Origin of the sequence: Sphingomonas sp. LH128 (genome assembly GCF_000293195.2) — a bacterium.
Taxonomy (GTDB): domain Bacteria; phylum Pseudomonadota; class Alphaproteobacteria; order Sphingomonadales; family Sphingomonadaceae; genus Novosphingobium; species Novosphingobium resinovorum_A.
This window is the reverse complement of the sequence record NZ_ALVC01000229.1, coordinates 1-24,877: the sequence shown is the minus strand read 5'-3', so window position 1 is coordinate 24,877 and position 24,877 is coordinate 1. Positions and strand designations below refer to the sequence as shown.

General features: G+C 67.0%; 18 protein-coding genes. 11 read left to right on the top strand and 7 right to left on the bottom strand.

Annotated features, from left to right (window positions below; translation table 11 throughout):
• Nucleotides 1–28 precede the first annotated feature (28 nt).
• Both LH128_RS18410 and LH128_RS18405 read left to right on the top strand, forming a co-directional pair.
• Nucleotides 29–970, top strand: coding sequence for a CorA family divalent cation transporter (locus tag LH128_RS18410; protein WP_036524040.1), 942 nt, complete (start codon nt 29–31; stop codon nt 968–970).
• 198 nt (nt 971–1,168) lie between these two features.
• Nucleotides 1,169–3,664 carry a TonB-dependent receptor gene (locus LH128_RS18405; protein ID WP_008831181.1) on the top strand — a complete coding sequence of 832 codons (2,496 nt, stop codon included), beginning with the start codon at nt 1,169–1,171 and terminating at the stop codon, nt 3,662–3,664.
• 305 nt (nt 3,665–3,969) lie between these two features.
• Here LH128_RS18405 and LH128_RS18400 read toward each other — a convergent pair whose 3' ends face one another.
• From LH128_RS18400 to LH128_RS18385, 4 genes are all read right to left on the bottom strand, one after another.
• Nucleotides 3,970–5,334: a sensor histidine kinase gene (locus LH128_RS18400; RefSeq protein WP_008831180.1), complete on the bottom strand. Its 1,365-nt coding sequence runs from the start codon at nt 5,332–5,334 to the stop codon at nt 3,970–3,972.
• Nucleotides 5,331–6,038, bottom strand: a complete 708-nt coding sequence (locus LH128_RS18395) for a response regulator transcription factor (RefSeq protein WP_083274631.1) — start codon at nt 6,036–6,038, stop codon at nt 5,331–5,333. The genes LH128_RS18400 and LH128_RS18395 overlap by 4 nt, the downstream gene beginning before the upstream one ends.
• A 74-nt stretch (nt 6,039–6,112) precedes the next feature.
• The gene (locus tag LH128_RS18390; protein ID WP_008831178.1) at nt 6,113–7,486 is read right to left on the bottom strand and encodes a sensor histidine kinase; all 1,374 of its coding nucleotides are present in this window, start codon (nt 7,484–7,486) and stop codon (nt 6,113–6,115) included.
• Nucleotides 7,483–8,148: a response regulator gene (locus LH128_RS18385; protein WP_008831177.1), complete on the bottom strand. Its 666-nt coding sequence runs from the start codon at nt 8,146–8,148 to the stop codon at nt 7,483–7,485. Before LH128_RS18385 ends, LH128_RS18390 begins: the two co-directional genes overlap by 4 nt.
• A 96-nt stretch (nt 8,149–8,244) precedes the next feature.
• Here LH128_RS18385 and LH128_RS18380 point away from each other — a divergent pair, with 96 nt between their 5' ends.
• The 9 genes from LH128_RS18380 to LH128_RS18340 all read left to right on the top strand — a co-directional run bounded on the left by LH128_RS18380 (nt 8,245) and on the right by LH128_RS18340 (nt 18,493).
• Entirely contained in the window at nt 8,245–9,342 is a 1,098-nt protein-coding gene (locus LH128_RS18380; RefSeq protein WP_008831176.1) for an ABC transporter substrate-binding protein, read from the top strand.
• On the top strand, nt 9,339–10,823 hold the full coding sequence (locus LH128_RS18375) for an OprO/OprP family phosphate-selective porin (RefSeq protein WP_008831175.1): 1,485 nt from the start codon (nt 9,339–9,341) through the stop codon (nt 10,821–10,823). The genes LH128_RS18380 and LH128_RS18375 overlap by 4 nt, the downstream gene beginning before the upstream one ends.
• A 41-nt stretch (nt 10,824–10,864) precedes the next feature.
• Nucleotides 10,865–12,166 (top strand): CitMHS family transporter, encoded by a 1,302-nt coding sequence (locus LH128_RS18370; RefSeq protein WP_008831174.1) that lies wholly within the window; start codon nt 10,865–10,867, stop codon nt 12,164–12,166.
• 102 nt (nt 12,167–12,268) lie between these two features.
• Entirely contained in the window at nt 12,269–13,342 is a 1,074-nt protein-coding gene (locus LH128_RS18365) for an AbrB family transcriptional regulator (RefSeq protein ID WP_008831173.1), read from the top strand.
• Nucleotides 13,335–14,405, top strand: a complete 1,071-nt coding sequence (locus tag LH128_RS18360) for a hypothetical protein (protein WP_008831172.1) — start codon at nt 13,335–13,337, stop codon at nt 14,403–14,405. The genes LH128_RS18365 and LH128_RS18360 overlap by 8 nt, the downstream gene beginning before the upstream one ends.
• Complete coding sequence (locus LH128_RS18355; RefSeq protein ID WP_008831171.1) at nt 14,402–15,055, top strand: YjbE family putative metal transport protein; 654 nt, start codon at nt 14,402–14,404, stop codon at nt 15,053–15,055. Before LH128_RS18360 ends, LH128_RS18355 begins: the two co-directional genes overlap by 4 nt.
• Before the next feature lie 135 nt (nt 15,056–15,190).
• Nucleotides 15,191–15,634 carry an Rrf2 family transcriptional regulator gene (locus tag LH128_RS18350; RefSeq protein ID WP_008831170.1) on the top strand — a complete coding sequence of 148 codons (444 nt, stop codon included), beginning with the start codon at nt 15,191–15,193 and terminating at the stop codon, nt 15,632–15,634.
• A 136-nt stretch (nt 15,635–15,770) separates the two neighbouring features.
• A complete protein-coding gene (locus LH128_RS18345; RefSeq protein WP_008831169.1) occupies nt 15,771–16,565 on the top strand; it encodes an SDR family oxidoreductase in 795 nt (264 codons plus the stop codon).
• 176 nt (nt 16,566–16,741) lie between these two features.
• Nucleotides 16,742–18,493, top strand: a complete 1,752-nt coding sequence (locus LH128_RS18340; RefSeq protein ID WP_037520208.1) for a chloride channel protein — start codon at nt 16,742–16,744, stop codon at nt 18,491–18,493.
• Nucleotides 18,494–18,676: 183 nt separating this feature from the next.
• Here the strand turns inward: LH128_RS18340 and LH128_RS18335 are convergent, their stop codons facing one another.
• The 3 genes from LH128_RS18335 to LH128_RS18325 form a co-directional block, all read right to left on the bottom strand.
• Nucleotides 18,677–20,569: a CocE/NonD family hydrolase gene (locus tag LH128_RS18335; RefSeq protein WP_008831167.1), complete on the bottom strand. Its 1,893-nt coding sequence runs from the start codon at nt 20,567–20,569 to the stop codon at nt 18,677–18,679.
• A 235-nt stretch (nt 20,570–20,804) separates the two neighbouring features.
• Nucleotides 20,805–22,178, bottom strand: a complete 1,374-nt coding sequence (locus LH128_RS18330) for a class II 3-deoxy-7-phosphoheptulonate synthase (RefSeq protein ID WP_008831166.1) — start codon at nt 22,176–22,178, stop codon at nt 20,805–20,807.
• Between the two features lie 295 nt (nt 22,179–22,473).
• Nucleotides 22,474–24,877: M16 family metallopeptidase (locus LH128_RS18325; protein ID WP_008831165.1), on the bottom strand; the 2,404-nt coding region annotated here is incomplete at its 5' end.

The following is a 24,877-nucleotide window of genomic DNA, read 5'->3' as shown; positions in this document are numbered from 1 at the left end:
CGGCGCGGCGGGAGCGGCTGCGCCCGGGCTGATCTGGGGCCTCGACTTCGCACCCGACGGCAGCCACGAACCCGCGCCCTGCGGCCCCGCGCCGGAGGGACGGTTCCGCTGGCTGCACCTCAACCTTGCCGACCATGGCACCCGGGCATGGATCGAACAGTCGGCGCTGTTCCCGGTGGCCGCGCGCGAACTCCTGCTATCTTCCGATTCGCACCAGCGCGCCCTCGTCGAGAGCGGCGCGGTGTGCTGTATCCTCCACGATTTCGAACGCGACTTCGACGTGCGCGCCACCGCGCGGGTCGGCGCGCTGCGCGTGGCGATCCTGGGCGGGCTGATCGTTACCGCCCGGCGCCATCCGCTGGGCGCCGCCGACATCGTCATGCAGCGTGTCGGCGGCGGCGCGCGGGTGACCGGGGCGGCCGCCGCGCTCGACCTGCTGGTGGGCGCGCTGGCGCAGAACATCGACATGGTCATCCGCAACCTGTCCGCCGACATGCAGGCCGCCGAGGACGCCTTTCTCGAAGGCCACCACCCGCCGACCAGCCGCAACCTCCTCGACATCCGCCGCCGCCTTGCGCAGATCCATCGCATGCTCGACGGTGCCCAGCGCGTGTTTCGGCGGCTGGAGCAGGATGACGAACTGCCCGAGACGCTGCAGCCCACGGTCGAGAAACTGTCGCAGCGACTGCAGGGCCTCGATGCCGACGCCCTCGCCGTGCAAGGGCAGTTGCGGCTGCTGCGTGACGAACTCGACCTGCAGCAGGACCAACGCACCAACCAGAACCTCTACCTGCTATCGGTCATGACTGCGCTGATGCTGCCCGCCACGCTGGTAACCGGGCTGTTCGGCATGAACACCGGGGGCCTTCCCTTCAGCGGAGCGCACGGCACCCTCGTCGCCACCGGGATCGCTGCGGGCACCGCTCTGGCGACTTACCTGTTCCTCAGGAGCAAGGGATTCTTCCGCTAGGTTGCAGGAACGTGAGATTTTTTCGAAATGTTGCGGTGACGGAATACAACTACCTTTCAATCACTTGCCTAGAAGATGAGGCGAAGATGAAGGTCGCGCGACTCCAGTGTCATCGAACTTCCATACAACTGTCGTGATGCAGCCATATTAGCCGCCCCGAGGCAGACAAATTCTGCCAAAAAAGGGTGGAAATTCAACATGATGAATAAGGTTGTCCGCGCGACGCTGCTCGCCGGCTCGATCCTCGCCAGCATGAGCGCTTCGAACGCCTGGGCCGATGCTCCTGCAGCCGACACGGCGGCGGACGCAGCAGCGGATTCGGGTCTTGGCGACATCGTCGTCACCGCGACCAAGCGTGAGACCAATCTTCAGGAAACCCCGATCTCGATCAACGTGGTCAACCAGGCCGCGCTGAAGGATCGCCACGTCCAGAGCCTCTACGATCTCGCCGACGGCGCCGTGCCGTCGCTGCGCATCGCCACCTTCGAAGCCCGCCAGAGCGCGCTGACCATCGGCATTCGCGGCATCGTGCCGCTCGACGCCAACCAGCCCGCGCGTGAACAGGGCGTCGGCATCTACGTCGACGGCGTCTACATGGGCCGCCAGCACGGCCTCAACGCCGCGCTGTTCGACGTCGAGCGCGTCGAAGTGCTCAAGGGTCCGCAGGGCACCCTGTTCGGCCGCAACACCGAAGGCGGCGCGCTCAGCATCGTCTCGAAGGCCCCCACCGGCGAGTTCGGCGGCCGCATCGAAGGCGGCCTGGGCAACTACGGTTCGTACAACAGCGCGATCCACGTCGACCTGCCCAAGTTCGCAGGCTTCTCGGTCAAGCTCGACGGCGTGCTGCAGCACCAGGACCCGACCACCAAGAACCCGCTCGAAGGCCAGGCCGGCTTCAACCAGTACCACCGCAAGGGCGGCCGCGTGGCCGTGCGCTGGCAGCCGACCAGCACCATCACCAACGACTTCTCCTACGACGTCGCGCGCGATGAGAATACGCCGTTCTACAGCCAGCTGCTGAACTACAATCCCAACGGCTGCGTCGCCGGCACCCAGGCCGCGAACGCCGCCTGCAAGCTGCCCGGCACCGACTACACCACCATCACCGGCACCGTTAAGCCGCTGATGCCCGGCGTCGTCGTCAACGGCGATACCCGCATGAAGGTGGCCGACATCGGCGTGCCGCAGCAGGTCAGCGTCGACAAGACCCACGGCTTCACCAACACCCTGAAGTGGGAAGCTACCCCCGAGATCGAAATCCGCTCGATCACCGCATGGCGCGGCGTCGACGCGACGCAGTGGGACAACTCGGGCGGCGCGCACCGTCCGCCGCTGGTCAGCTTGACCTCGGCCTGCACCCAGACCGCTCCGTGCGCCTTCAGCCGCTACAGCCTTGCCGACCTGCGCCAGCGCCAGTTCAGCCAGGAACTGCAGGCCGTGGGCACCTTCGGCAAGATCGACTACGTTGCGGGTCTGTTCTACTTCAACGAGCACGTCAGCGACGATGCGGCGACGCCGAACTCGAACGGCGTCTACCTCAATGCCGCCGGCCAGCCGGTCTACATCATCCTGAATTCGTGCACCGGTTCGGGCGGGTTCGGTTCGGACGTCGGCTGCCGCTCGATCGACCGCGCCTCGGAAGTGTGGTCCAAGAGCTACGCCGCCTACGGCCAGCTGACCTACAACGCCACCGACAAGCTGCACGTCACCGTCGGCGGCCGCTACACGCATGACGAGAAGAAGGGCGTCCTGCACTTCTCGCGCAACGTCAACTACGACACCAACCCGCCCGCCGCGAGCGTCGGCTACAAGCCGCTCGATGCGACCTGGAACCGCTTCAACCCGATGGCGACGGTGGCCTACGACGTGACCGACGACATGCACGTCTATGCCAAGTACGCCACCGGCTACCGCGCCGGCGGCGCCAGCTCGCGCACGTCCAACTACCAGTCGTTCAATCCGGAGGACGTGAAGTCCTACGAAGTGGGCCTGAAGTCGGACTTCTGGGATCACCGCGCCCGCTTCAACCTGGCCGGCTACATCATGGACCGCAAGAACAGCCAGGTCGACATCAGCTCGATCCAGTTCGTGGGTTCGAGCAGCTTCAACAACCTCGTCACCATCAATGCTCCCGGCATCACCAAGATCCGCGGCATCGAGGCGGACCTGACGCTGGAGCCGAACGACGGCCTGACGCTGAACGCATCGTACGCCTACACCTATACCAAGATCCCGCCGGTGCTCATCACTGCGGCGGATACCGCGGGCCGTTCCACCAGCGTCTACCAGCAGTTCTACATCGTGTTCACCCCGCGCAATGCGGCCAGCGGCTCGATCGACTACGTGCTGCCGATCGGTGCGCAGGACACCAAGATCAAGTTCCACATCGACGGCAACTACTCGCAGGCGACGCAGGCCTTCGACCAGTTCGCCACCAAGAACGACGCCTCGCTCATCTTCAACGGTCGCATCTCGCTCGCCGACATCGGCGTGGGTGACCACAAGCTGACGCTGGGCGTGTGGGGCCGCAACCTCTTCAACGAGCAGTACGTGTTCCGCCGTGACCCGTCGAACAGCCTGCCCGGCGCCCCGACCACCAACGTCACCGTCGGCAGCATTTCCAACGTGCTGGGCGACTACGGCAACTTCAACGCGCCGCGCACTTTCGGCATCGACGCCAGCGTGGCGTTCTAAGCGAATTCCCCCGGCTTTCGCGGGCCGGGGGGACACTGCGGATCGCGCGGGCGAGTGCCTGCCCTTTCACGATGGGAAAGGCGCTCAAACCGCCTCCCGCGCGATCAGCTACTGGACCGGCGTGACGCATCCCCCGCGTTACGCCGGTCTTTTTGCGTTTGCAGAGAGCCACGAGATATAGCCCGTCATCCCAACGAAGGCTGGGACCGCTGGCGTGTTACCCTTCGCTGTCGTTCAGACGACCTGTCGACAGTTGGGTTTTGTCGGCATGAGGTCCCAGCCTTTGCTGGGATGACGACGGTGCTTCAAACCGGCAACCGCGCCACGATGCGCAGCCCCGGCCCGGCATCCTCAAGCGCCAACGTTCCCCGGTGAAGGCGCACGATCGCTTCCATCAGCGGCAGACCCAGGCCATGGCCACCGCCCTGCCCACCATAATGCCCACCATTCTGGCCCGACCGCTCGACCCGTCCGAACCGGCGCATCACATGCTCGCGCTGGCTTGCGGGGATACCCGGGCCATCGTCGGTGACGACAAGCACCACCGCCTGCGCCTCGCGCGCGATCGAAACCCTGATCCGCGTGCCCGAAGGGGTATGCCGAACCGCGTTCTCCAGCATGTTGACCAGAAGCTGCGACAGAAGCTGCCGGTCGCCGACCAGCTTTGCCTCGTCAGCGCGTTCCATCAGCACGCGCTGGCCGCGCTCCTGCGCGACGGGCTGCACCATCTCGACGATCTCGGTCGCCAGTTCGGCCAGGTCGAATCGACGGAAACCAGCGCGGCGCGATCCGTCCTCTATCTCGGCGATCCGCAGCATGGCCGCGAACATGCCGAGCAGTTCGTCCGCCTGCATCCGCGCCGTCGCCACCCGCTCGCGCACCGGCTCGGCGGCGGCGCTTTGCTCCAGCAGCGCGAGTTCGTTGCGCAGCCGTGCCAGCGGCGTACGCATCTCGTGCGAGATGTCGTTGGAAACGTTGCGGATTTCGCCCATGAGCTGGCCGATGCGGTCGAGCATGCGGTTGAAGGCACCCGCCTGCTGGTCGAACTCGCCGCCGTCGCCGGGCATCGGGACGCGCTGGGCAAGGTCGCCCTCGATGATCGATTCCGCCGTGTGGCGCACCGCGTCGATGCGCTTGCCGACCAGGCGCCGAAATGCCAGCAGTCCCCACAGCACCACCAGCACGATGGCGCCGAACCCGGCGAAGTAGATCCGGCGGCGCGCGGCGAAATAGTTGTCGACCGGCTCCGTCTCGGCGAAGATGGCAAGGCGCATGCCGCCGCCGATCTCGCGGACCAGCACGCGGCCCGCGCTGAGCCCCGCGATCCGGTCCTGCCGTCCGAGCGTGGAGTAACCCAGCGGCAGTTCCCGGTTCAGCCGGACATTGCCGACGATGGGGTTCCCGTGCGCATCGCTCAGCAGCACGCCGAGGTCGCCGGTATCGCGCTGCCGCGCCATCTCCATGATATGTTGGCTCAGTTCCGCACGGTTCGGAGTGGTCCCCCTCGGCACCAGCGTCTCGCTCTCCGACTCGATGCGCTCATCCACCAGCACCCGCACCATCGAGGCGGTCGCGAAGAAGGTTCCGAACCCCGCCAGCGCCGTCACCGTCAGGAACAGCGCGAGGAACACCACGGTGAGGCCGCGCAGGGATCGGGGGAGCGGCCTCATGCCCGCAGCACGTACCCCATGCCGCGCACGGTGGCGATCGGATCGTCACCGTGCTGCAACAGCTTGACGCGCAACTGGCGTATATGGGCATCGACGATGTTGGTCGTGGTCTCGAAGTCCTGCCCCCAGATCCGCTCGATCAGCATGGGCCGCGTCACCACTTCGCCGGCATCGCGTGCGAGGGCCAGCAGTAGCCGGAACTCGGTCTGCGAAAGCGCCAGCGGCTGCCCGCCGCGCCAGACCATGAGGCGCGAGGGGCTGATCACGATATCGCCCGCAGCAATCGTATCACTGGGCTGCTCGGTCGTCCGCCGCGCCCGCACGAGGGCATTGAGCCGCGCGTTCAGTTCGAGCGGATCGACCGGCTTTACCACGTAGTCGTCGGCACCCGCCTCCAGCCCCTCGACCTTGTCGAGCGTCTGGCCAAGCGCGGTCAGCATCAGCACCGGCATGGTCATGCCCTGCCCGCGCATCTCCCGCAGCAGCGTGACGCCGTCCATCGTCGGCAGCATCCAGTCGAGCACAACCGCGTCGAAGGGCCGTCTGCCCAGCAGCGACAGCGCTTCCTGCCCGTCCCCGACCGGCTGCACCTCGTGCTCGAAATGCCCGAGTTGCTCGGTAAGCTGGCGACGAAGGTGGGAATCGTCCTCGACCAGGAGGATCTGCAGGCTCATGCGGACGTGCCCCGTGAAATTGCGCTCCATGAAAGCGCGAGGGTGAATTGCCCCATCATAGTGCCCGGATTTCCGCATGACCACCAGCGAGATGGCAGCGATCGTCAAACCGTGAAAGTCACCGTCACCCGCAGGCCCGGCTTCGCATCGCCGAGTTCGAGCTGTGCGCCCATGCGCTCGGCGGTGGACTTGACGATGGCCAGGCCGAGGCCGCTGCCGGGCGGCCCGCGCTCGCCCTGCAGCCGGGCGAAGCGCGACATCGCCATCTCGCGCAGTTCGGCCGGAATGCCGGGGCCGGTATCGACCACCGCGAGCCGGACCACACCCGCTTCCGCGCTCAGTTCGATCTGCGCCATGCCACCGGGGCGATTGTAGCGGATCGCGTTGTCGACGAGGTTGGACAGCATCTCGAACACCAGCGTGCGATGTCCGTGGATGCGGTAAGGCCCGTCTCCGGCCTCGAGTAGCAATTCGACGTCCGCCTCGATCGCCTGCCGGATGCGGCGGGAGATCACGTGCTGGCTCAGTTCCTTGAGATCGATCTCGTGGTCAGGCGGCAGCACCCCCGCCTCGTCGGCACGGGCAAGCGTGAGGAGCTGCGTCAGCAGGCGTTCGAGGCGGTCGGTCGCCTCCTCGATCTCGTGCAGCGCCTCGCCCGAGCCGCGCCGCGCCAGCGCGACCTGCACCTTGAGCACCGAGAGCGGCGTACGCATCTGGTGCGAAGCATCGGCGGTGAAGCGGCGCATGCCGGTGGTGGCATCGTCAAGCCGCGCCAGAAGCCGGTCGAACGAGCGCGACAGCGGGCGCAGTTCGGTCGGCAACGGTCCGGTGCGCAGCGGCGAGAGATCGGGTGCGGCGCGGGTATCACGCGCCTCGATCACGCCGCGCAGGTCCGAGAGTGGCCGCAGGCTCCACCCGAGCGCGGGGCGGATCAGCAGGAGCACGATGCCGACCAGCACGCACTCGCCGATCAGCAGCGCGATCATCAGCTTGTCGCGCAGGGAATTACGGTTCTGCAGCGTCTCGGCCACCTGCACCACGACCGGCGCATCGATCCGCGGCAGGTTGCGGCGGATCTCGGCTATGCGGATGCGCTGGCCGCGAAACTGCGCGAAACGGAAGCGCGGCTCATCGACGGAGAGCACGGAAATGTCGGGCGCGGGCAGATCCGCGTAGCCGGTGAGCAACGTATTGCCCACGGCGATCCGGTAGTAGACGTTGTCGCGCTCGGAGTTCTCCAGCATGCCGAAAGCGGCGGGCGGCAGGTCGAGAGTAACCTCGCCGCGCTCAACCTGCACGGTCTCGGCGATGGCGCCCAGCGCACCGCCGAGCACGCGGTCGTTGGTGCGGCGCACGACGTCGGAAATCAGTACCCAGCCGAGCAGTCCCAGCACCAGCGCCAGCGCCGCCAGCGGCCCGAACATCGCCAGCAGAAGGCGGAAGCGCAGGGAAATGGCTCTGCCCGCACCGCCGCTCATGACCGGTCGAGCATGTAACCCACCCCGCGCACGGTGCGGATCGCTGGGCCGTCGGGTGCGAGTTTGCTGCGTAGGCGGGTGACGTTGACCTCCAGCGCGTTGGAACCGACCGGATCGTCGAAGCCGAAGACCTCGGCTTGCAAGGTCTCGCGGTTGACGATCTGGCCCGCCCGCGCCGCCAGAGCCTCCAGCACCGCCCATTCGCGGCGGCGCAGTTCGATCAGGCGCCCCGCCACCTCGACGCGGCCGGTAGAGCGGTTCACCGTCATCGCCCCGATGGCGATCTCGGGCGCGGCGTCGCCGCCCCGGCGGCGGCCCAGCGCACGCACGCGGGCCTCCAGTTCCTCCACCTCGAAGGGTTTGCGCAAGTAATCGTCGGCGCCGAGGTCGAGGCCGCGCACCCGGTCGTCGAGGCCGTCACGCGCGGTCAGCATCAGCACCTGCGACTGGTCGCCCCGCGCGCGCAGGCGAGCGAGCACCTGGAACCCGTCGATGTCGGGCAGGCCGACGTCGAGGATCACCAGCGAATACGGCTCGGTCGCCGAAACCGACAGCGCTTCCTCCCCGCCCGCCACGTGATCGACCGCGTGTCCCGCCGCGCGCAGCAGCGAAAGGATGCCCCGTGCCAGTGCCGCGTCGTCTTCAACGATGAGGATTCTCACGATCGAAATCCATGAAAGGTCAGTGACAGGTTGAAAACGTACATCATCGAGCGCTGCTTATCCGAACATAGAGGCGGAAAGCGAGAGGAGTCGACAATGCGTTCTTTCACCCCTGTTCTGGCACTAGCGGTCCTTCTGGCCGGACCCGCAGCCGCGCAGAAGCCTGAGGCGCCGCAGCGCCCCTCCGGTTATCCGCGCAGCTACGACACGCTGATCGCCGACGCCCGCGCCGACGGCAAGGTACGCATCTACGCCAATGCCGACCGCGCCGAGATGGTGCCGGTGGTGGCGGAGTTCAAACGGCTCTTCCCCGGCATCGCGGTCTACTACGCCGACATCGGCTCGACCGAGATGTACCAGCGCTACACCCGCGAGACGCGCAGCCGCCAGTATTCGGCCGACATCGTGTGGTCCTCGGCGATGGACCAGCAGATCAAGCTCATCAACGACGGCTACGCGCAGCAGTACGCCAGCCCCGAGAAGCCCGCCCTGCCCGAAACGGCGGTGTGGAAGAACATGGGCTACGGCGTCACCGCCGAGCCGATCGGCTTCGTCTACAACCGCAGGATCATATCGGACGCACAGGCCCCGCGCACGCATCAGGCACTCGAGGAATTGCTCCGCCGCCGCCGCGTCGAATTCACCGGCAAGGTCGCGACGTTCGATGCGGCCCGCTCCAACACCGGCTATCTCTATCTCTCGCAGGACTTCCTCGCGACGCGCGACACCCGCTCGCTGGTCGAGGCGATCGGCGCGACGCGCCCCGTTCTGGAAATCAGCACCCAGCCGATGCTGGCGGGCGTCGCCTCCGGCAAGCTGGCGATCGCGTACAATGTCATCGGCTCCTACGCGCTGGAGCAGGCGCGCCGCAGTCCGCAGCTGGGTGTGGTGTTCCCCAAGGACTACACGCTCGTCACTTCGCGCATCGCCTTCATCGGACGGGACGCGCGCCATCCGGCGGCGGCGAAGCTGTTCCTCGATTTCCTTCTTTCGCGCGCCGGGCAGGCCCAGCTTGCCCGGCACAGTCTGTGGCCGGTGCGCACCGACGTACCCGCCCGCCGCCTGCCTACGCAGCAGACGCGCGTAGTGCGCGTCGGCCCTCAACTTCTCGTCAATCTGGATCACCTGACCCGGCAGCGATTCCTGCGCGAATGGAACGCCGCTCTGGTCACTGGGAGAGAACAAAAACCATGACCCGTACTCTGATGGCCAGTGCAGCATTCCTTGCACTGGCAGTTGCCAACCCCGCGCTGGCGCAAGCGCCGACGCGCGACGAACTCGCCGATCTGGTGCGCGCGCAGGCCGCCGAGATCGCCTCGCTGCGCCAGCGCGTCGATGCGCTGGAAGCCACCCGCACCGCTGCAGCAGCGCCGCAGCAAAGCGCTCCCGTAGTCGCTGCCGCCGAACCCGAGCAGGCCGCGCCGACCATCCTCTCGACCCAGCCCTATGCGGCCCAGCTTCTTCCCCCCGGCCCCGCCGAGCGCGACATCGAGCGCGTGCGCGCCACCGCCGTCGCCGCGACGGACGTGACGACCGAATGGGGCCAGGGCCTGCCGGTATTCCACTCGGGCGACGGCACCTTCAGCTTCAAGCCGCGCGGCCGCATCATCACCGACGTCAGCACCACCCGTGGCTCCAAGTACGACGGCCGCAACCTGACGACCACCGGCATGCGCGCGCTGCGCATGGGCCTCGAAGGCACCGTCGGCAGCCACTTGTTCTACCAGTTCGAGAGCGATTTCTCCGAGAACGCGGTCGATGTCGTCACCGCCTTCATCGGCTGGAAGAACAAGATCGCGCCCGGCCTCGATTACGACGTGCGCGTCGGCCACTTGTTCAACGACCGCAGCTTCGAAGGCTCCACCGGTTCGGACTCCACCCCGTTCGCCGAGCGCACCGTGGTCGCCACCGCGATCATCCCGCAGCGCGCCTTCTATGGCCTGGGCATCATGCCGCGCCTGTTCTGGAAGACCGGCCACGCCTCGCTCACCGTCACCGGCGACCGCATCGACGGCGACCAGTCCACCTCGGACAACCGCACCGTGATCGCCCGCGCGCACTGGAACCCGATCAAGAGCCCGCGTCAGGTGCTCCACCTCGGCATCTGGGGCTTCGACGAGCACCTCCAGCCGGGCAAGAACACGCTGGGCCGGAGCACCGTGATCGGCGGCCGCTTCAACGGCGCGCTGCGCCTGTCGACCGGCGACATCATCGGCGGCACCGGCACCACCGGCTACGGCGCGGAACTCGGCGGCTACACCGGCCCGCTGTGGGTCATGGCCGAGGCGGGCGAACGCCATGCGCGCCTCGACAACGGACGCCCGGACTTCGTCACGCAGGCATGGAGCGTCTCGGGCGGTTTCTTCATCACCGGCGACCTGCCGCCCTACAACCCGCGCCTCGGCAGCTTTGGCCAGCCCAAGGTGCTGCGCCCCGTCTTCGACGGCGGCCCGGGCGCGATCGAGTTGACCGCGCGCTACGAGAACCTGGAATTCAAGGACATCGCCACGCCTGCTCAGGGCTGGGCGGCGACGCTGGGCGCGAACTGGTATCTCAACAGCTTCGTGCGCTTCCAGGTCAACGCGATCCACTGGAACACCGAGAACACCGCCGGGATCTACACCGGCAAGGATGACGGCGAGACGCTCACCGCGCGCGTCGGCGTCACCTTCTAAGCCTTTCCCTTTCAAACCATGACCAGAACCGGGGACCAACAATGAGTCTCGCCCTTATCGGCTTCCTGATGGTGGCCACCTTCATGACGCTCATCATGACCAAGCGGATGACCCCGCTGGTCGCGCTGAGCGTCGTGCCCACCACGTTCGCGCTTCTCGCCGGCTTCCACGCCGGGCTGGGCGACATGATGATCGACGGCGTCAAGAACCTTGCGCCAACCGGCGTCATGCTGCTGTTCGCGATCCTGTTCTTCAGCACCATGACCGACACCGGCCTGTTCGACCCGCTGGTCGGCAAGCTGATCCGGCTGGTCCATGGCGACCCGATGCTGATCCTGATCGGCTCGGTCGTCCTGTGCGCGCTCGTCAGCCTCGATGGCGACGGGTCGACCACCTACATCATCACGATGGCCGCCATGCTGCCGCTCTACAAGCGCTACGACATGAACCGCCTCTACCTTGTCTGCCTGCTGATGGTGACGAGCGGCGTGATGAACCTGACGCCGTGGGGCGGGCCGACGGCGCGCGCCGCCAGCGCCCTGAAGCTGGACCCGGCCGCGCTGTTCCTGCCGCTGATCCCGGGCATGATCGCGGGCCTCGCGTTCCTGATCGGCCTTGCCATCTACTTCGGCCGCAAGGAACGCCGCCGCATCGGCAAGGTCGAGAACCTCGCCGCGCTGGAAGCCAGCGACCTCGCCGTCTCGCAGTGGCCCGAAGCGCGCCGCCCGAAGATGATCTGGTTCAACGGCGCGCTCGTCGTCGCGCTGCTGGTGCTGCTGGTCTGGGGCGTGCTGCCGCTGCCGATCCTGATGATGCTGGCCTTCGCGATCTCGATGATCGCCAACTACCCCGACACCCAGTCGCAGAAGGAGCGCATCAGCGCCCATGCGGGCAATGTCCTCTCGGTCGTCTCGCTGATCTTCGCGGCCGGCATCTTCACCGGCATCCTGTCGGGCACCGGCATGGTCGAGGCGATGAGCAAGGAAGTCGTCGGCCTGATCCCGCCGGTCCTTGGCCCCTACATGGCGCCCATCACCGCCCTCATCAGCCTGCCGGGCACGTTCTTCATTTCGAACGACGCCTTCTACTTCGGCATGCTGCCGATCCTGGCCGAAGCCGGGGCGCACTACGGCGTCGAGCCGATGGCGATCGCCCGCGCCTCGCTGATGGGCCAGCCGGTCCACCTGCTCAGCCCGCTGGTGCCCTCGACCTACCTGCTGGTGAGCCTTGCCGGCGTGGATCTGGCGGACCACCAGAAGTTCACGCTGGTCCCGGCGGCGCTGTGCTGCCTCGTCATGACCGTGGTGGGCATGGCGGTGCTGGCCTTCCCGTTCGTGGGGTGAATGCCGCATGATGATCTCTCCCCTTCGTCATTGCGAGCATAGCGAAGCAATCCAGGACGGCCTCATGCCGCGCTGGATTGCCGCGCCCCTGCGGGGCTCGCAATGACGGTGCGGGGGATCATCGGTGACGCGGGGACGCTGGGCGTCATCCTGCGCTTCATCGCCGCACTCGCCGTCGGCGCGTGCGGCGGCGCCTTCTTCTGGTCGATCCATGCCCCGCTGCCGTGGGTGCTGGGATCGATGACCGCGTGCGCGGCGGGCAGCATCGCGCGCCTGCCGATCGCCGCGAATTCCGCCACCCGCAGGCCGATGTCCGCCGTGCTCGGCGTCGTGCTGGGCAGTGCGTTCCACCCCGGCATCGCCGCGCAGGCTGCGCAGTGGATCGTGCCGATCGCACTGCTACCGCTGTTCCTGACCAGCGCCGCCATCGCCTGCGTCTTCTATTTCCGCATGATCGCAAAGTTCGACCCGCCCACCGCCTACTTCGCCGGAATGCCGGGAGGCATCGCCGAGATGGTCGTCCTCGGCTCCGAGCGCGGCGCGGACGAGCGCACGATCGGCCTGATCCACGGCGCGCGGATCTTCCTCGTCGTCTTCATCCTCCCCTTCCTCAGCCGCCTGTTCGAGGCGGAGACCGGCCACGCCCCGCTTCCTCCCCAGGTTTCGGGCGTGGCCGACTGGACCCTGCTGCCATGGGCGCTCGGCTGCATGATCGTCGGCAGCGTGATCGGCCGCGCGCTGAAACTGCCCGCGTGGCACCTGATGGGGCCGCTGTTCGTCAGCGCCGCCATCCACCTGACGGGCCTGAGCGACTTCCACATCCCGGCATGGGCCATCGCCGCCGCGCAGGTCGGCCTCGGCGCGACGATCGGCTGCCGTTTCGTAGGGCTGGACCTGCCGACGCTGCTGCGCACGCTGATGCTGGCGGCGGGATCGACCGCGATCCTCTTGGTCATAACCTTCGTCTGGGCATTCGGCATCGGCTGGGCTACCGAACTGGACCCGGCGCTGCTGACGCTGGCCTACTCGCCCGGCGGCGTGGCGGAAATGAGCATGGTGGCCCTCAGCCTCGCACTGGAGGCAAGCTTCGTGGTCGTCCACCACCTCGTCCGCGTGGTGCTGGTCATCATCGGCGCGCCTGCTGCGTTCAAGTTCATGGGAACCCGAGATGCCTGATCCCTTCACCGAAAAGATCGCCATTCTCTATCAGGCGATCGAGCCGCCGGTGATCGACGGCCAGCGCAAGGACGCCAAGCCCGGCGGCTATTCCGACAGCGGCGCCGACATGGGCGTGGCCCTGCGCTCGGTCGGCTGCACGCTGGTGACCCCGGTGGCCGATCCCGATCCGACCTCGGTATTCGACTGGGTCTGGCCCGACACGCCCGAAGGCATCGACGCCGCGCTGGCAGCAGGCGCGACGCTGCTCTGGGCCAACACCGTCGTGTTCGACGGCCACCCGATCGAAGCCGCCAGCCGCCGCGCATGGGTGGTCAGCGCCGATCCGCGCACCATGCAAGAGGTGGACGACAAAGCCGCCACCAACGCCCTCCTCGCCGCCGAGGGCCTGCCCGTCGCCGGTTCCTGGGTGGTCGACGGCGCCGCGCCCGATATCGAGGCTCAGCTTGCCGCCTTCGCCGGGCACCTCCCGCTGGTGGTGAAGCCGCTGCGCGGTCGCGGCAGTCAGGGCGTCAGCGTCGCGCGCAGCCGCGAAGAGATGATCGCGAGCACCCGGGCCATCGTCGCAGGCGGCAAGTTCGGCACCGCGATCATGATCGAGCAGTTCCTGCCCGGTCAGGAAATCACGATCACGGTCATGCCCGCAGCCGCACGCGAAGGCGAGAGCAAGCCCTTCGCCCTGCCCCCGGTCCGCCGCTTCGACCAGCATGACGACGTCGCGCCCTACAACGGCGACGTCCCCGTCAGCACCAACAGCGCGGCGATGACGGGCGAGGAATGCGCTGACCCGGCCATCGTCGCGGTCACCGCCGCCTGCGAGCAGGCCGCCGCGATCATCGGCATCCGCACCCCGATGCGGATCGACTGCCGCCAGGACGCGACCGGCGACTACCTGTTGTTCGACGTCAACATCAAACCCAACCTCACCGGCGCGGGCCGACCCGGCCGCGACCATGAGGATAGCCTTTCCACAATCGCCGCCGCCGCCATAGGCTGGCGCTACGCAGACCTCCTCGTCGCAGCCATCCGCGGCGCGTGGACCAACAGGGACAATATCGCATGACTGACCTTTGGCAGCACATTGTTGCCGACTTCTCCAACATCGGCTCACCGGCTGCGCTGTCCGCCTTCGGGCAGGTGGTGCTGATCGACATCATGCTGGCCGCCGACAACGCGATCGTCGTCGGCGCGCTCGCCGCCGGGCTTCCGGCCGCGATGCGCCGCAAGGTCATCATGATCGGCGTGATCGCCGCTCTGGTGCTGCGCGTCGCCTTCGCGCTCGTGGTCAGCCAGTTGATGCAGATCGTCGGGCTCGTCTTCGCGGGCGGCCTGCTGCTGATCTGGGTGGCATGGAAGATGTGGCGCGAACTGCGCGAGGACCGCAGCGACGACGAACCCGACTCGACCATCGCCAAGGTCGCTCCGCGCAGTTTCGCCGGCGCGGCATGGGCCGTCGCCGTCGCCGACGTCAGCATGAGCATCGACAATGTGCTGGCCGTCGCGGGCGCCGCGCGCGACCACCCCGGCATCCTCGCGGTCGGCCTGATCCTCTCGGTCGCGCTGATGGGCATCGCCGCCAACGTTCTGGCGCGCGTTATCGAGACCTATCGCTGGCTCGCCTACGTCGGCCTGCTGGTGATCCTGTGGGTCGCGGGCAAGATGATCTGGGAGGGCCTCGTCGATCCTTCGCGCGGAATCATTGCCCTGTTCTGAACGATAGATGCGGACGGCAGGCGGCGAACCGCCTGCCGTCCGACCGCCCCGCGATGAGACATTGTATCGGCACGGGTTGCATCGCACTGTACTTGCACGGCATGAGTATCCGATGACCAGCTTCGGAACGCCTGCGTGCAACTGACCCGTTACACCGACTATGCCGTGCGCGTCCTGCTGCATGTCGGTGCGCGGGACGAAGGGGACCTCTCCTCGATCGCCGAGATCGCGCAGACTTACGACATTTCACGCAACCACCTGATGAAAGTGGTGCAGGATCTTGGCCAGGCCGGGTTTCTCGAAACCGTGCGCGGTCGTGGCGGAGGCCTGAGGCTGGGCCGCCAGGCGAACGAGATCACCGTCGGCGAGGTCGTACGGCATACCGAAACCGGCTTCCAGCTGGTCGACTGCACAAACTGCATAGTGCGCACCGCCTGCACCCTGCCGCGCGTCTTCAACGAGGCGAGGCGCGCCTTCCTCGACGTGCTTGACCGTTACACGCTGGCCGATGCACTGACCCGACGTGACGATCTGCGGCGTATTTTCCGCGCTTTCGCCCCGACCGATCAGGCGCTCTGACGACGCCGTCCGAGGGCATGGGCGCCAGAACCGCGGGGACGCCCGAGCGATACTTGCACCGGGTTAGCATCGGCGCCGCGACACGGCGGAGCGGGCTGCGCTAGCCAGACCCTCGATACGATTCGGGGAGATGAACATGAAGATCGACAACACCCTTGCCGCCGTGGTCACCGGCGGCGCCTCGGGCCTTGGCCGGGCGAGTGCGAAGGCGCTGGCCGATGCAGGCGTCAAGGTCGCCATCTTCGACATCAGCGAGGAAGCGGGCGAAGCCTTCGCGGCGGAAATCGGCGGCGTGTTCTGCAACGTCGACATCACCAGCGAGGAGAGCGTCGAGGCCGGCTTCGCCAAGGCGCGCGAGGCCCATGGGCAGGAGCGCATCGTCGTCCACTGCGCAATCGTCGCGGGCGGCGGCAAGACCGTCTCGTTCGACAAGAAGACCGGCGGCTACAAGCGCACGCCGACCGAGCAGATCGCCAAGTCGGCCGAAGGAATCTTCACCGCCTCCTACCGCGTCGCCTCGATCGCGGCGCTGGGCATGGCAACGGCCGAGACCCTGAACGATGACGGCGAACGCGGCACGATCATCCTCACCTCCTCGGCCGCCGCAGAGGACGGACAGATCGGTCAGGTCGCCTACGGCGGCGGCAAGGGCGCGGTGAACGCGATGGTCCTGCCGATGGCGCGCGACCTCATGGACCTCGGCATCCGCGTCAACGCGATCATGCCGGGCACTTTCGCGACGCCGCCAATGCTGCGCGTCAAGGAACATGCGCCCGAAGTGTACGAGAATCTCGGCAAGGCGGTGCCCTTCCCGCGCCGTCTCGGCAATCCGGAGGAGTTCGGCTCGCTGGTGCTCGAACTGGTGCGCAACATCTATTTCAACGGCCAATGCATCCGCCTCGACGGCGCGATCCGCATGCCGCCGAAGTAACCGTCCGGCCCACCCCGTACGGCTAGGTCGCTGCGCTCCCAAGCCTTCCGGCCCTCCCGCCTGCGGGAGGGTGTGGCGCTGTTTCTCCCCTCCCGCCTGCGGGAGGGGCTGGGGGTGGGTCTTTTCCCATCTTACTTCCGCTTGACTCCCCCTCCCTGCCCGGCCCAATCGGCCCGATGCGACGCATGGGGATTCACGCTCTCAAGGCCCTGGCCATCCGGCAGCGCCAGCGGCTGCGGTCGAGCGAAATGGCCTTCATCGTGCTGGCCCTCGTCGCCGGGCTGGCGGCGGGCTGGCTGACGAACCTGCAGGGCTTCATCGCCCACGCCATCCAGCGACTGCTCTACGGCATCGGCGACAACCGCCTGAGTGCGCTCGGCGAGATCCGCAACTGGTGGCGGCTGCTGGCGCTGCCGCTGGGCGGGCTGGTGCTGGTGGCAATGACGCATTTCCTGAAAACCCGCCGCCGCGCCCCGATCGACGTCGTCGAGGCCAACGCGCTGCACAGCGGCCGCATTCCCTTCGTCGACAACCTGGTGATCTCGGTCCAGACGATCCTCTCCAACGGCGCGGGTGCATCGGTGGGGCTGGAGGCGGCCTACGCGCAGATGGGCGGCGGCGTCGCCTCGGTGCTGGGGCAGTGGTTCAAGCTGCGCCGCTCGGACATGCGCACCCTTGTCGGCGCGGGCGCGGGCGCGGCGGTCGGCGCCGCGTTCGGAGCGCCGCTGGCGGGTGCGTTCTACGCCTTCGAGATCGTCATCGGAACGTATACGCCCGCCGCGATCGCCCCGGTCGTGGCTGCCGCGCTGGGCGCCGCCTTCGTGACGCGGGCGCTGGGGGTGGAGCCCTACCTCATCGCCACCGCCGCCGACCGGACACTGACTACCGGCGACTACTTCATCTACACCATCCTGGGCCTCGCCTGCGCGCTGGTGGGCATCGCGATGATGCGTCTCGTCACCTTCGCGGAGCAGAAGATGCAGGGCGTAAGCGGTCGCATCGCACGCTGGAAGCCGGTGATCGGCGGATTCCTGCTGATGCCGCTCGCCATGGTGACACCGCAGACGCTTTCCGCCGGGCACGGAGCGATGCACCTCAACATCGCGATGCAACCGGCGCTCCAGTTTCTCGTCACCGTGCTGGTGCTCAAGGTGCTGGCCTCCGCGATCTCGATCGCCTTCGGATTTCGCGGCGGCCTGTTCTTCGCCTCGCTGTTCATCGGCTCGCTGGTCGGGCTGATCTTCGCCGCGCTGGCATCGATGGCGGGTATCGCGCTCGACATCAACGACGCAGCGCTGGTCGGCATGTCCGCGCTCGCGGTGTCGGTGGTAGGCGGCCCGATGACGCTCGCCATGCTGATGCTGGAGACCACCCACGACTTCGCGCTGATGGGCGTTGTGCTGACCGCCTCGCTGGTGTCGAGCGCGCTGACCCGCGAGACCTTCGGCTATTCGTTCTCCACCTGGCGCCTGCACGTGCGCGGCTCGATCATCCGGTCCCCGCGCGATATCGGCTGGATGCTGGCGCTGACGGCCGGGCGCATCATGCGCAAGGACTGGAAGAGCGCAGCGGCCAGCCTCTCGGTCGCGGACTTCCGCGCGCAAGTGCCGCTGGGTTCGACGAGCAAGGCGATCCTGCTCGATGACGAGGGGCACTACGCCGGGATCGTGGCGACGGCTTCGGCGTACAATCCCGAACTGGCGCCCGATACACAAGTGGGCACGCTGGCGACGCTGCAGGCGAACACCCTATCGCCGGTCACGGACATCCGGGCGATGCTGAAAGCCTTCGACCTTGCCGTGGCGGACGAACTGGCGGTGGTGGACGGCGTCGGCAACGTCGTCGGCGTGGTGACCGAACGGCATGCGAGGCGGCGCTACTTCGAGGAAATCGAAGCCTCGCAGCGGGAGCTGTTCGGGGAGAATTGAGGGCGCGCGGTGCGCCCGGCCGGTCCGTCGTCTTCCTACCTCGTCATTCCCGAGAAGGCGGGAACCCAACTGATGACATCGCATGTTGCACGGTCATCAGCTGGGCCCCCGCCTTCGCGGGGGTGACAACGTAATTTTGAATTGGAGAGACACCTCCCGCTGGCAGGAGGTGTCCCTTTCAGATCAGTCCTGAGCCACCGGCAGCCACACCGCGCTGGCCTGATCGCCGCCGAAGTGCACCGTCTCGGTCGCCTTCACGTAGTCCTTGGGCTTGGCGTCCATGATCGAGGGCACCCAGCTCTGCGGGTTGCGATCGTAGAGCGGGAACAGGCTGGACTGCACCTGCACCATGATCTTGTGGCCCGGCAGGAACACATGATCGACGTTGGGCAGCGCCCACTTGAAGTCGTAGACCTTGCCCGGCTCCAGCGCCTGCGGCTTGTCGAAACCACCGACGTAGCGGCCGCGGAATATCTCGATGCCGATGCCCAGTTGGTAGCCCGCCATCTTCGGATCGGCGGTGTTCTCCTGAGGGTAGACGTCGATCAGCTTGACGACATAGTCGCTGTCCTGCCCGGACGTCGCCGCGCGCAAGTCCACCTTGGGCGCGCCCTTGATGTGGACCGGCTTGTCGAGCACGCCGGTCTGGTAGCTCAGCACGTCGGTACGGCCGTCAGCGAAGCGCTGGTCCTGCACCAGCCAGGTCTTCCACTCATCACCCTTCATGTGGACGGGGCGCGGCAGCATCGGCACGGGCTTCGCGGGGTCGGAGACGTAGCTGTCGGTCCCGGCCGCGCCCTTGCTCCACGACAGTGAGGAATTCGCGCCGAGGTAGAGCGGCGTATAGGCACCCGCCGGCCATGCCTGCGACACCTCCCACTTGTTTTCGCCCGTGGCGTACGTCAGCACCGGCGGCGTATCGCAGGCAGGCGCGTTCGTCTTGAGGTGACAGTCGAAGAACGGCTTCATGTACTGCGTGCGGAACTGCAGGCCGGTGTCGCCCTCCCACTTGAGCGGGCCGAGTTCGCGTGCTTCGTAGTTCACCTGAGAATGACGCCACGGACCGATGACGAGGCTGACGTTGTCGTTGCCGCCCGCCTTCAGCGCCTGATAGACCGCCGGGGCGCCGTAGCTGTCCTCCTGGTCCCACTGGCCGACCACCAGCATCGTCGGCACCGTCAGCTTGCGCGCGCCGAGCAGCTTGTCGACCGCCTGCCCCTGCCACCATGCGTCGTAGCTCGGGTGCTCCAGCACCTTGCGCACCACCGGCAGGTCGAGCAGGCCATATGCCTTGGCATAATCCATCGCCGAACCGCCCTCGAGGTAGGCGGTGTAGTCGTCACCGCCGCCGCGCGGAACGTCGCCGCCGCCCTTCTTCACCGTCTGGCCGAGGTCGTAATCGAAGCCGAACATGCGGAAGGCGCCGTTGTGGAACCAGTCGTCGCCCATCCAGCCATCGACCATCGGGCTCTGCGGCACCGCAGCCTTGAGCGCCGGGTGCGGATCGATCAGCGCCATCAGCGAGGTGAAGCCAAGGTACGACGAGCCGGTAATGCCGACCTTGCCGTTGCTTTCCTTCACGTTCTTCACCAGCCAGTCGATCGTGTCGTAGGCGTCGGTGGCGTGGTCCACCTTGGTCTTGTTGAGCGGCCCGCGCAACGGGCGGTTCATGACGTAGTCGCCCTCCGACCCGTCCAGCCCGCGCACGTCCTGATAGACGCGGATGTAGCCGTCGTTGACGAATTCGGCGTCGGCGACGGGCAGGATTTCCTCGATCTTCTGGCTGCGGTTGCGGCTGCTCATCTTGTCCGCATTGTACGGCGTGCGGCTGAGCAGGATCGGGCCGTCCTGAGTGCCCTTGCGATAGATGATGACGGTGAACAGCTTGGTCCCGTCACGCATCGGGATCATCACCGTCTTGCGCACGTAGTCCGCCTGAGGGCGAACCCAGTCGTAGGACTTCACCTGCTCGTTCATCATGGTGTCGGTGGGCGCCTGCGCGGAAAGCGACGAGGCAAGAGCGAGGGCCGCGACGGCGGCGGCAGTATAGCCGAGGGGGCGGAAATGCTTTGTCATGGTCGCATGGGTGGACCGTGCATTTCCTGGGGTCAAGACGGGAAGAGAGACGCAGGGGTTTACCACCCCTGCACCCCGTATTTCGTCGAGATTACGCGCGCCGCATCGTCATGCCGGACGGTAAGCCGGAAGACCTAAAAGCCTGCGGCGCGATTTAGAACTGCGGCGACTGCGTGCACACCGAAGCCATTTCACGGGGTGCAGGGGTGGTAAACCCCTGCCTTCCCCTTCAACTTCAAGCCGCCTGCTTCTGCCCCTGAGTAGCCTCAAGGTTCAGCAGGTCCGCCATCTCGAACGCCAGTTCGATCGACTGCGCACCGTTCAGACGCGGATCGCAGTGCGTGTGGTAGCGGTCCTTCAGCGCCTCGTCGGTGATGGCGATGGCGCCGCCGGTGCACTCGGTCACGTCCTGCCCGGTCATCTCGATATGGATTCCGCCTGCATGCGTGCCTTCCGCGCGGTGGACCGCGAAGAAGCCGCGCACTTCGGCGAGGATGCGGTCGAACGGACGGGTCTTGAAGCCGCTGTCCGACTTGATGACGTTGCCGTGCATCGGGTCGCACGACCACACCACCGGATGACCTTCGCGCTTCACGGCGCGCACCAGCTTGGGCAGGCCGGCTTCGACCTTGTCGTGGCCGTAGCGGCTGATGAGCGTCATGCGGCCCGGCTCGCGGCCCGGGTTCAGCGTGTCGAGCATCCGCAGCAGCGCGTCCGGCTCAAGCGACGGACCGCACTTCATGCCGATCGGGTTACCGACGCCGCGCAGGTATTCGACGTGCGCCGAGCCCTCGAAGCGGGTGCGGTCGCCGATCCACAGCATGTGCGCCGAGCAGTCGTACCAGTCGCCGGTCAGCGAATCGCGGCGGGTCAGCGCCTGCTCGTAAGGGAGCAGCAGCGCTTCGTGGCTGGTGTAGAAGTCGGTGCCCTGAAGCTGCGGAACCGAGCTGGGTTCGACACCGCAAGCCGCCATGAAGTCGAGCGCTTCACCGATGCGATCGGCCATCTGCGAGAACTTCTCGCCCCAGGGGCTGCGGCCGATGTGGTCGAGCGTCCACTGGTGGACCTGGCGCAAGTTGGCATAGCCGCCGTGCGCGAAGGCGCGCAGCAGGTTCAGCGTCGAGGACGACTGACCATAGGCGCGCAGCATGCGCTCGGGATCGTTGCGGCGCGCCTCGGCGTTGCCTTCGATGCCGTTGATGATGTCGCCGAAGTAGCTGGGCATCTCGACGCCGCCGACCATCTCGGTCGGGGCCGAGCGCGGCTTGGCGAACTGGCCAGCCATGCGGCCCAGCTTCACCACCGGCTGCTTGCTGGCGAAGGTCAGCACCACCGCCATCTGCAGCAGCACGCGGAAGCTGTCGCGGATGTTGTCGGCGCTGAATTCGGCGAAGCTCTCGGCGCAGTCACCGCCCTGGAGCAGGAAACCGCGACCGGCGGCGACTTCGGCAAGGTCGGCCTTCAGAGCACGGGCTTCACCGGCAAAGACGAGCGGCGGAAACTTCGCAAGCGTGGCCTCGACCTCGCTGAGTCTCGCCTGATCGCCATAAACCGGGAGGTGGCGCGCCTCTTGCGTCTTCCAGCTCTCCGGTGTCCAGTTGGTAGCCACTGTATCGTACTCCTCTGGCCCGTCACCTGATTGTGTGGGCTTTTCCAAGCGCTGCAGGTCCTCCCGGGCAGCGCAAGCAAGGCGCGGCCTTTAGCGCTTGTCGGCAATTTTTGCAAAGCCGGGTTTGGCGATCATGGTGATCGGTTGCGTGATGGGTATGAGAAAGGCCCACCCCGCTGTGACTAGGCGACAAATCGCCAAGTCTCGCCAAGTCTCGCGGCCCTCCCGCAAGCGGGAGGGCGATACGTTCTGCTCCCCTCCCGCTTGCGGGAGGGGCTTGGGGGTGGGCTTCTACTTACTTCCCCGCCACGCCGCCTTCCTTGCCCTCGGGCATGACCTCAAGCCGCCACGAATGGTCGCGGCCGAGATACCGCGCCGCCAGCGCCTGCATCGCCTGCGGGGTGGTCACCGTATAGTCGCTCAGCACCGAGCGGACGGTGCCGATGCGGGTGGGATCGGTCGTCGCGCCTTCGAGCTGGCTCATGAAGAACGAGGTACTCGACGCCGCACGGGTCACCTGCTGGCGCAGCGGCTCAGTGACGAGCGCCAGTTCGTCCGCCGTGGGAGGGTTGGCGATGAGGTCCTGCGCGATCTCGTCGGCGGTCTGGAAGAACACCGGCACCGACTTGGGATCGACCTGCGCCACCGCCGTGATCGAGCCGCCCGCGGCAAGGTCCACCGGCCACTGCGAATAGACGTAAGGCGCATATGACACGCCCAGCTTCTCACGCACCGCGTTCATCAGGCGGTTGGTGAACAGCTGCGTGAGGATTTCCAGCTGGCGCGATTCGCGGATGCCCATGACACCGCCGCCGGTCGGCCACGAAACCACTGCCGCCGCCTGATCCGGATCGCCGTGGTGGATCAGCTCGATCGGCTTGTCCGACGGCTGCGGCACATCGATCTTCGCCTGCACCGCGCTGACCGGCGCGGGCTGGCGCGACTTGAGCGCGCCGAAGGTCTTCTCCAGTGCGGCGATGGCGGCGGCCTTGTCGAAGTCGCCGAAGATCTGGACTTCGACGGGGCCTTCCTTGAGCGCCTTGCTCCAGACGCGCTTGAAGCCGTCCGCCGTCGTCGCCTCGATCTGGTCGGGCGTCGGAGTGGCGAAGCGCTTGTCCTGACCGCGCTGGTAGAACTGCAGGTCGCGGTTCAGCACGCCCTGCGGCGAGGTGTTGAACGTGGCGTACTGGATCGCCGCCGCGGCCTTGGCGCGAGTGAAGGGCGCGACGTCCCACTTGGGCAGGTCCAGCTTGGCCGCGAAGAGATAAAGCTGGTCGGCAAGGTCGGACGGACGCGTCTCTGCGGAGAGCTGGAACGAGGCGTCCTGCACCTCGAAGTCGAAGCCCATCTTGCGCCCCGTGGAAATGCGGTCGAGGTCGTCCTGACCCAGCGTCGCAAGGCCCGAACCGACGAGCGCATAATTGCCCAGCGTGATGTAGGCCGCATCCTTCGGGTCGATCGAGCGGTAGCCGCCGCCAAAGCGCGCCTTGACCATGACGCGGCCCGGCTCCTCGACCACCGGCCACAGCATCGCCTTCACGCCGTTGGCAAAAGTCAGTTCCTCGATTTCGAGGAGGCCGGTCGGCACGTCGCTGACCGCCTTCTTAGCCGCACCGATCGCGGGCAGCTTCTCGAACGAAATCGGCTTGAGTGCCGCGCGCACGCTGGCGTCGGCCTTGACCGGCTCGGCGAGCGCAAGCTGCAGCGCCTTGTCGGTCGCGGCGCCGTCCTTCTGCACGGTGAACAGGGCGCGGGTGACGTTGCCGGTGAACAGCTTGCGAGTGTGCTCCAGTACTGCCTGCGGGGTGAACAACGGCTTCGACTTGCGGAAGATGTCCAGCACGTCCTGCGGCGCGGCCACCGTCTCGCGGATGTCGAGCGCGTTGACGAGGTCGTCGGCGATCTTGCTGCCGGGCAGGATACGCTGCTGCTCGACCGGGACCTGGAAAGCGACTTCCATCTCGGCCGCCTCGCGGTCGATCTCCGCCTGCGTCGGCGCGCGGGTGAGTGCATCGGCGATCACCGCGCGCACGTCGCGAAGGCTGGCCTGCCAGTCATCACCCAGCGGCGTCACCGACACGAACGTCGCGTCCGCCGAGCGCGCGACATCGTCCTGATTGACCGAGGCCGACAGGAAGCTGCCCCCTGCCCGCGCCTTGGATTCAAGGCGGCGATTGATGATCGCCTGAGCCAGCGCATCGGTCATCAGGCCCTGGTTGTAGGGAATGTTGTCGATAACCTGCCGCCACGGGCGCAGCACCGCGTACATCAGCGAGGGCGGCAGGTCGGGTTCGACCAGCACGCGAGTCTCGCCCACCGGGTTCTTCGGATCGGCGCCCGCAGGTGCCTCGGGATCGCCGAAGCTGGGGGCCACAGCCTTGGGACCGGGCACCTTCCAGTCGGTGAACCACTTCTTGACGTAGCTTTCCAGCATCGCAGGATCGACGTCACCGGCGACGATCACCGCCACGTTGTCCGGGCGATACCAGCGCGAATAGAACGCCCGCACACTTTGCGGCGTCGCCGAAGTCAGCGATTCGAGCGTGCCGATCGGCTCCCGGTTGGCCAGCGGCTGCCCGGCATAGAGCACCTTCTGCATCGCGTCGGACACACGCTTGGAGGCACCGCCCCGCTCACGCATTTCCGACAGCACGATCGGCAGGTCCTGCTTGAGGTTTGAGGCCGAGAGCGTCGGCGCG

Bases quoted from the DNA above. Each gene is read 5' to 3' on its own strand.
- LH128_RS18335 (WP_008831167.1), bottom strand. From the start codon at position 20,569: ATGACAAAGCATTTCCGCCCCCTCGGCTATACTGCCGCCGCCGTCGCG.
- LH128_RS18340 (WP_037520208.1), top strand. From the start codon at position 16,742: ATGCGACGCATGGGGATTCACGCTCTCAAGGCCCTGGCCATCCGGCAG.
- LH128_RS18355 (WP_008831171.1), top strand. From the start codon at position 14,402: ATGACTGACCTTTGGCAGCACATTGTTGCCGACTTCTCCAACATCGGC.
- LH128_RS18395 (WP_083274631.1), bottom strand. From the start codon at position 6,038: ATGGAGCGCAATTTCACGGGGCACGTCCGCATGAGCCTGCAGATCCTC.
- LH128_RS18390 (WP_008831178.1), bottom strand. From the start codon at position 7,486: ATGAGCGGCGGTGCGGGCAGAGCCATTTCCCTGCGCTTCCGCCTTCTG.
- LH128_RS18405 (WP_008831181.1), top strand. From the start codon at position 1,169: ATGATGAATAAGGTTGTCCGCGCGACGCTGCTCGCCGGCTCGATCCTC.
- LH128_RS18345 (WP_008831169.1), top strand. From the start codon at position 15,771: ATGAAGATCGACAACACCCTTGCCGCCGTGGTCACCGGCGGCGCCTCG.
- LH128_RS18375 (WP_008831175.1), top strand. From the start codon at position 9,339: ATGACCCGTACTCTGATGGCCAGTGCAGCATTCCTTGCACTGGCAGTT.
- LH128_RS18365 (WP_008831173.1), top strand. From the start codon at position 12,269: ATGACGGTGCGGGGGATCATCGGTGACGCGGGGACGCTGGGCGTCATC.
- LH128_RS18370 (WP_008831174.1), top strand. From the start codon at position 10,865: ATGAGTCTCGCCCTTATCGGCTTCCTGATGGTGGCCACCTTCATGACG.
- LH128_RS18380 (WP_008831176.1), top strand. From the start codon at position 8,245: ATGCGTTCTTTCACCCCTGTTCTGGCACTAGCGGTCCTTCTGGCCGGA.
- LH128_RS18400 (WP_008831180.1), bottom strand. From the start codon at position 5,334: ATGAGGCCGCTCCCCCGATCCCTGCGCGGCCTCACCGTGGTGTTCCTC.
- LH128_RS18360 (WP_008831172.1), top strand. From the start codon at position 13,335: ATGCCTGATCCCTTCACCGAAAAGATCGCCATTCTCTATCAGGCGATC.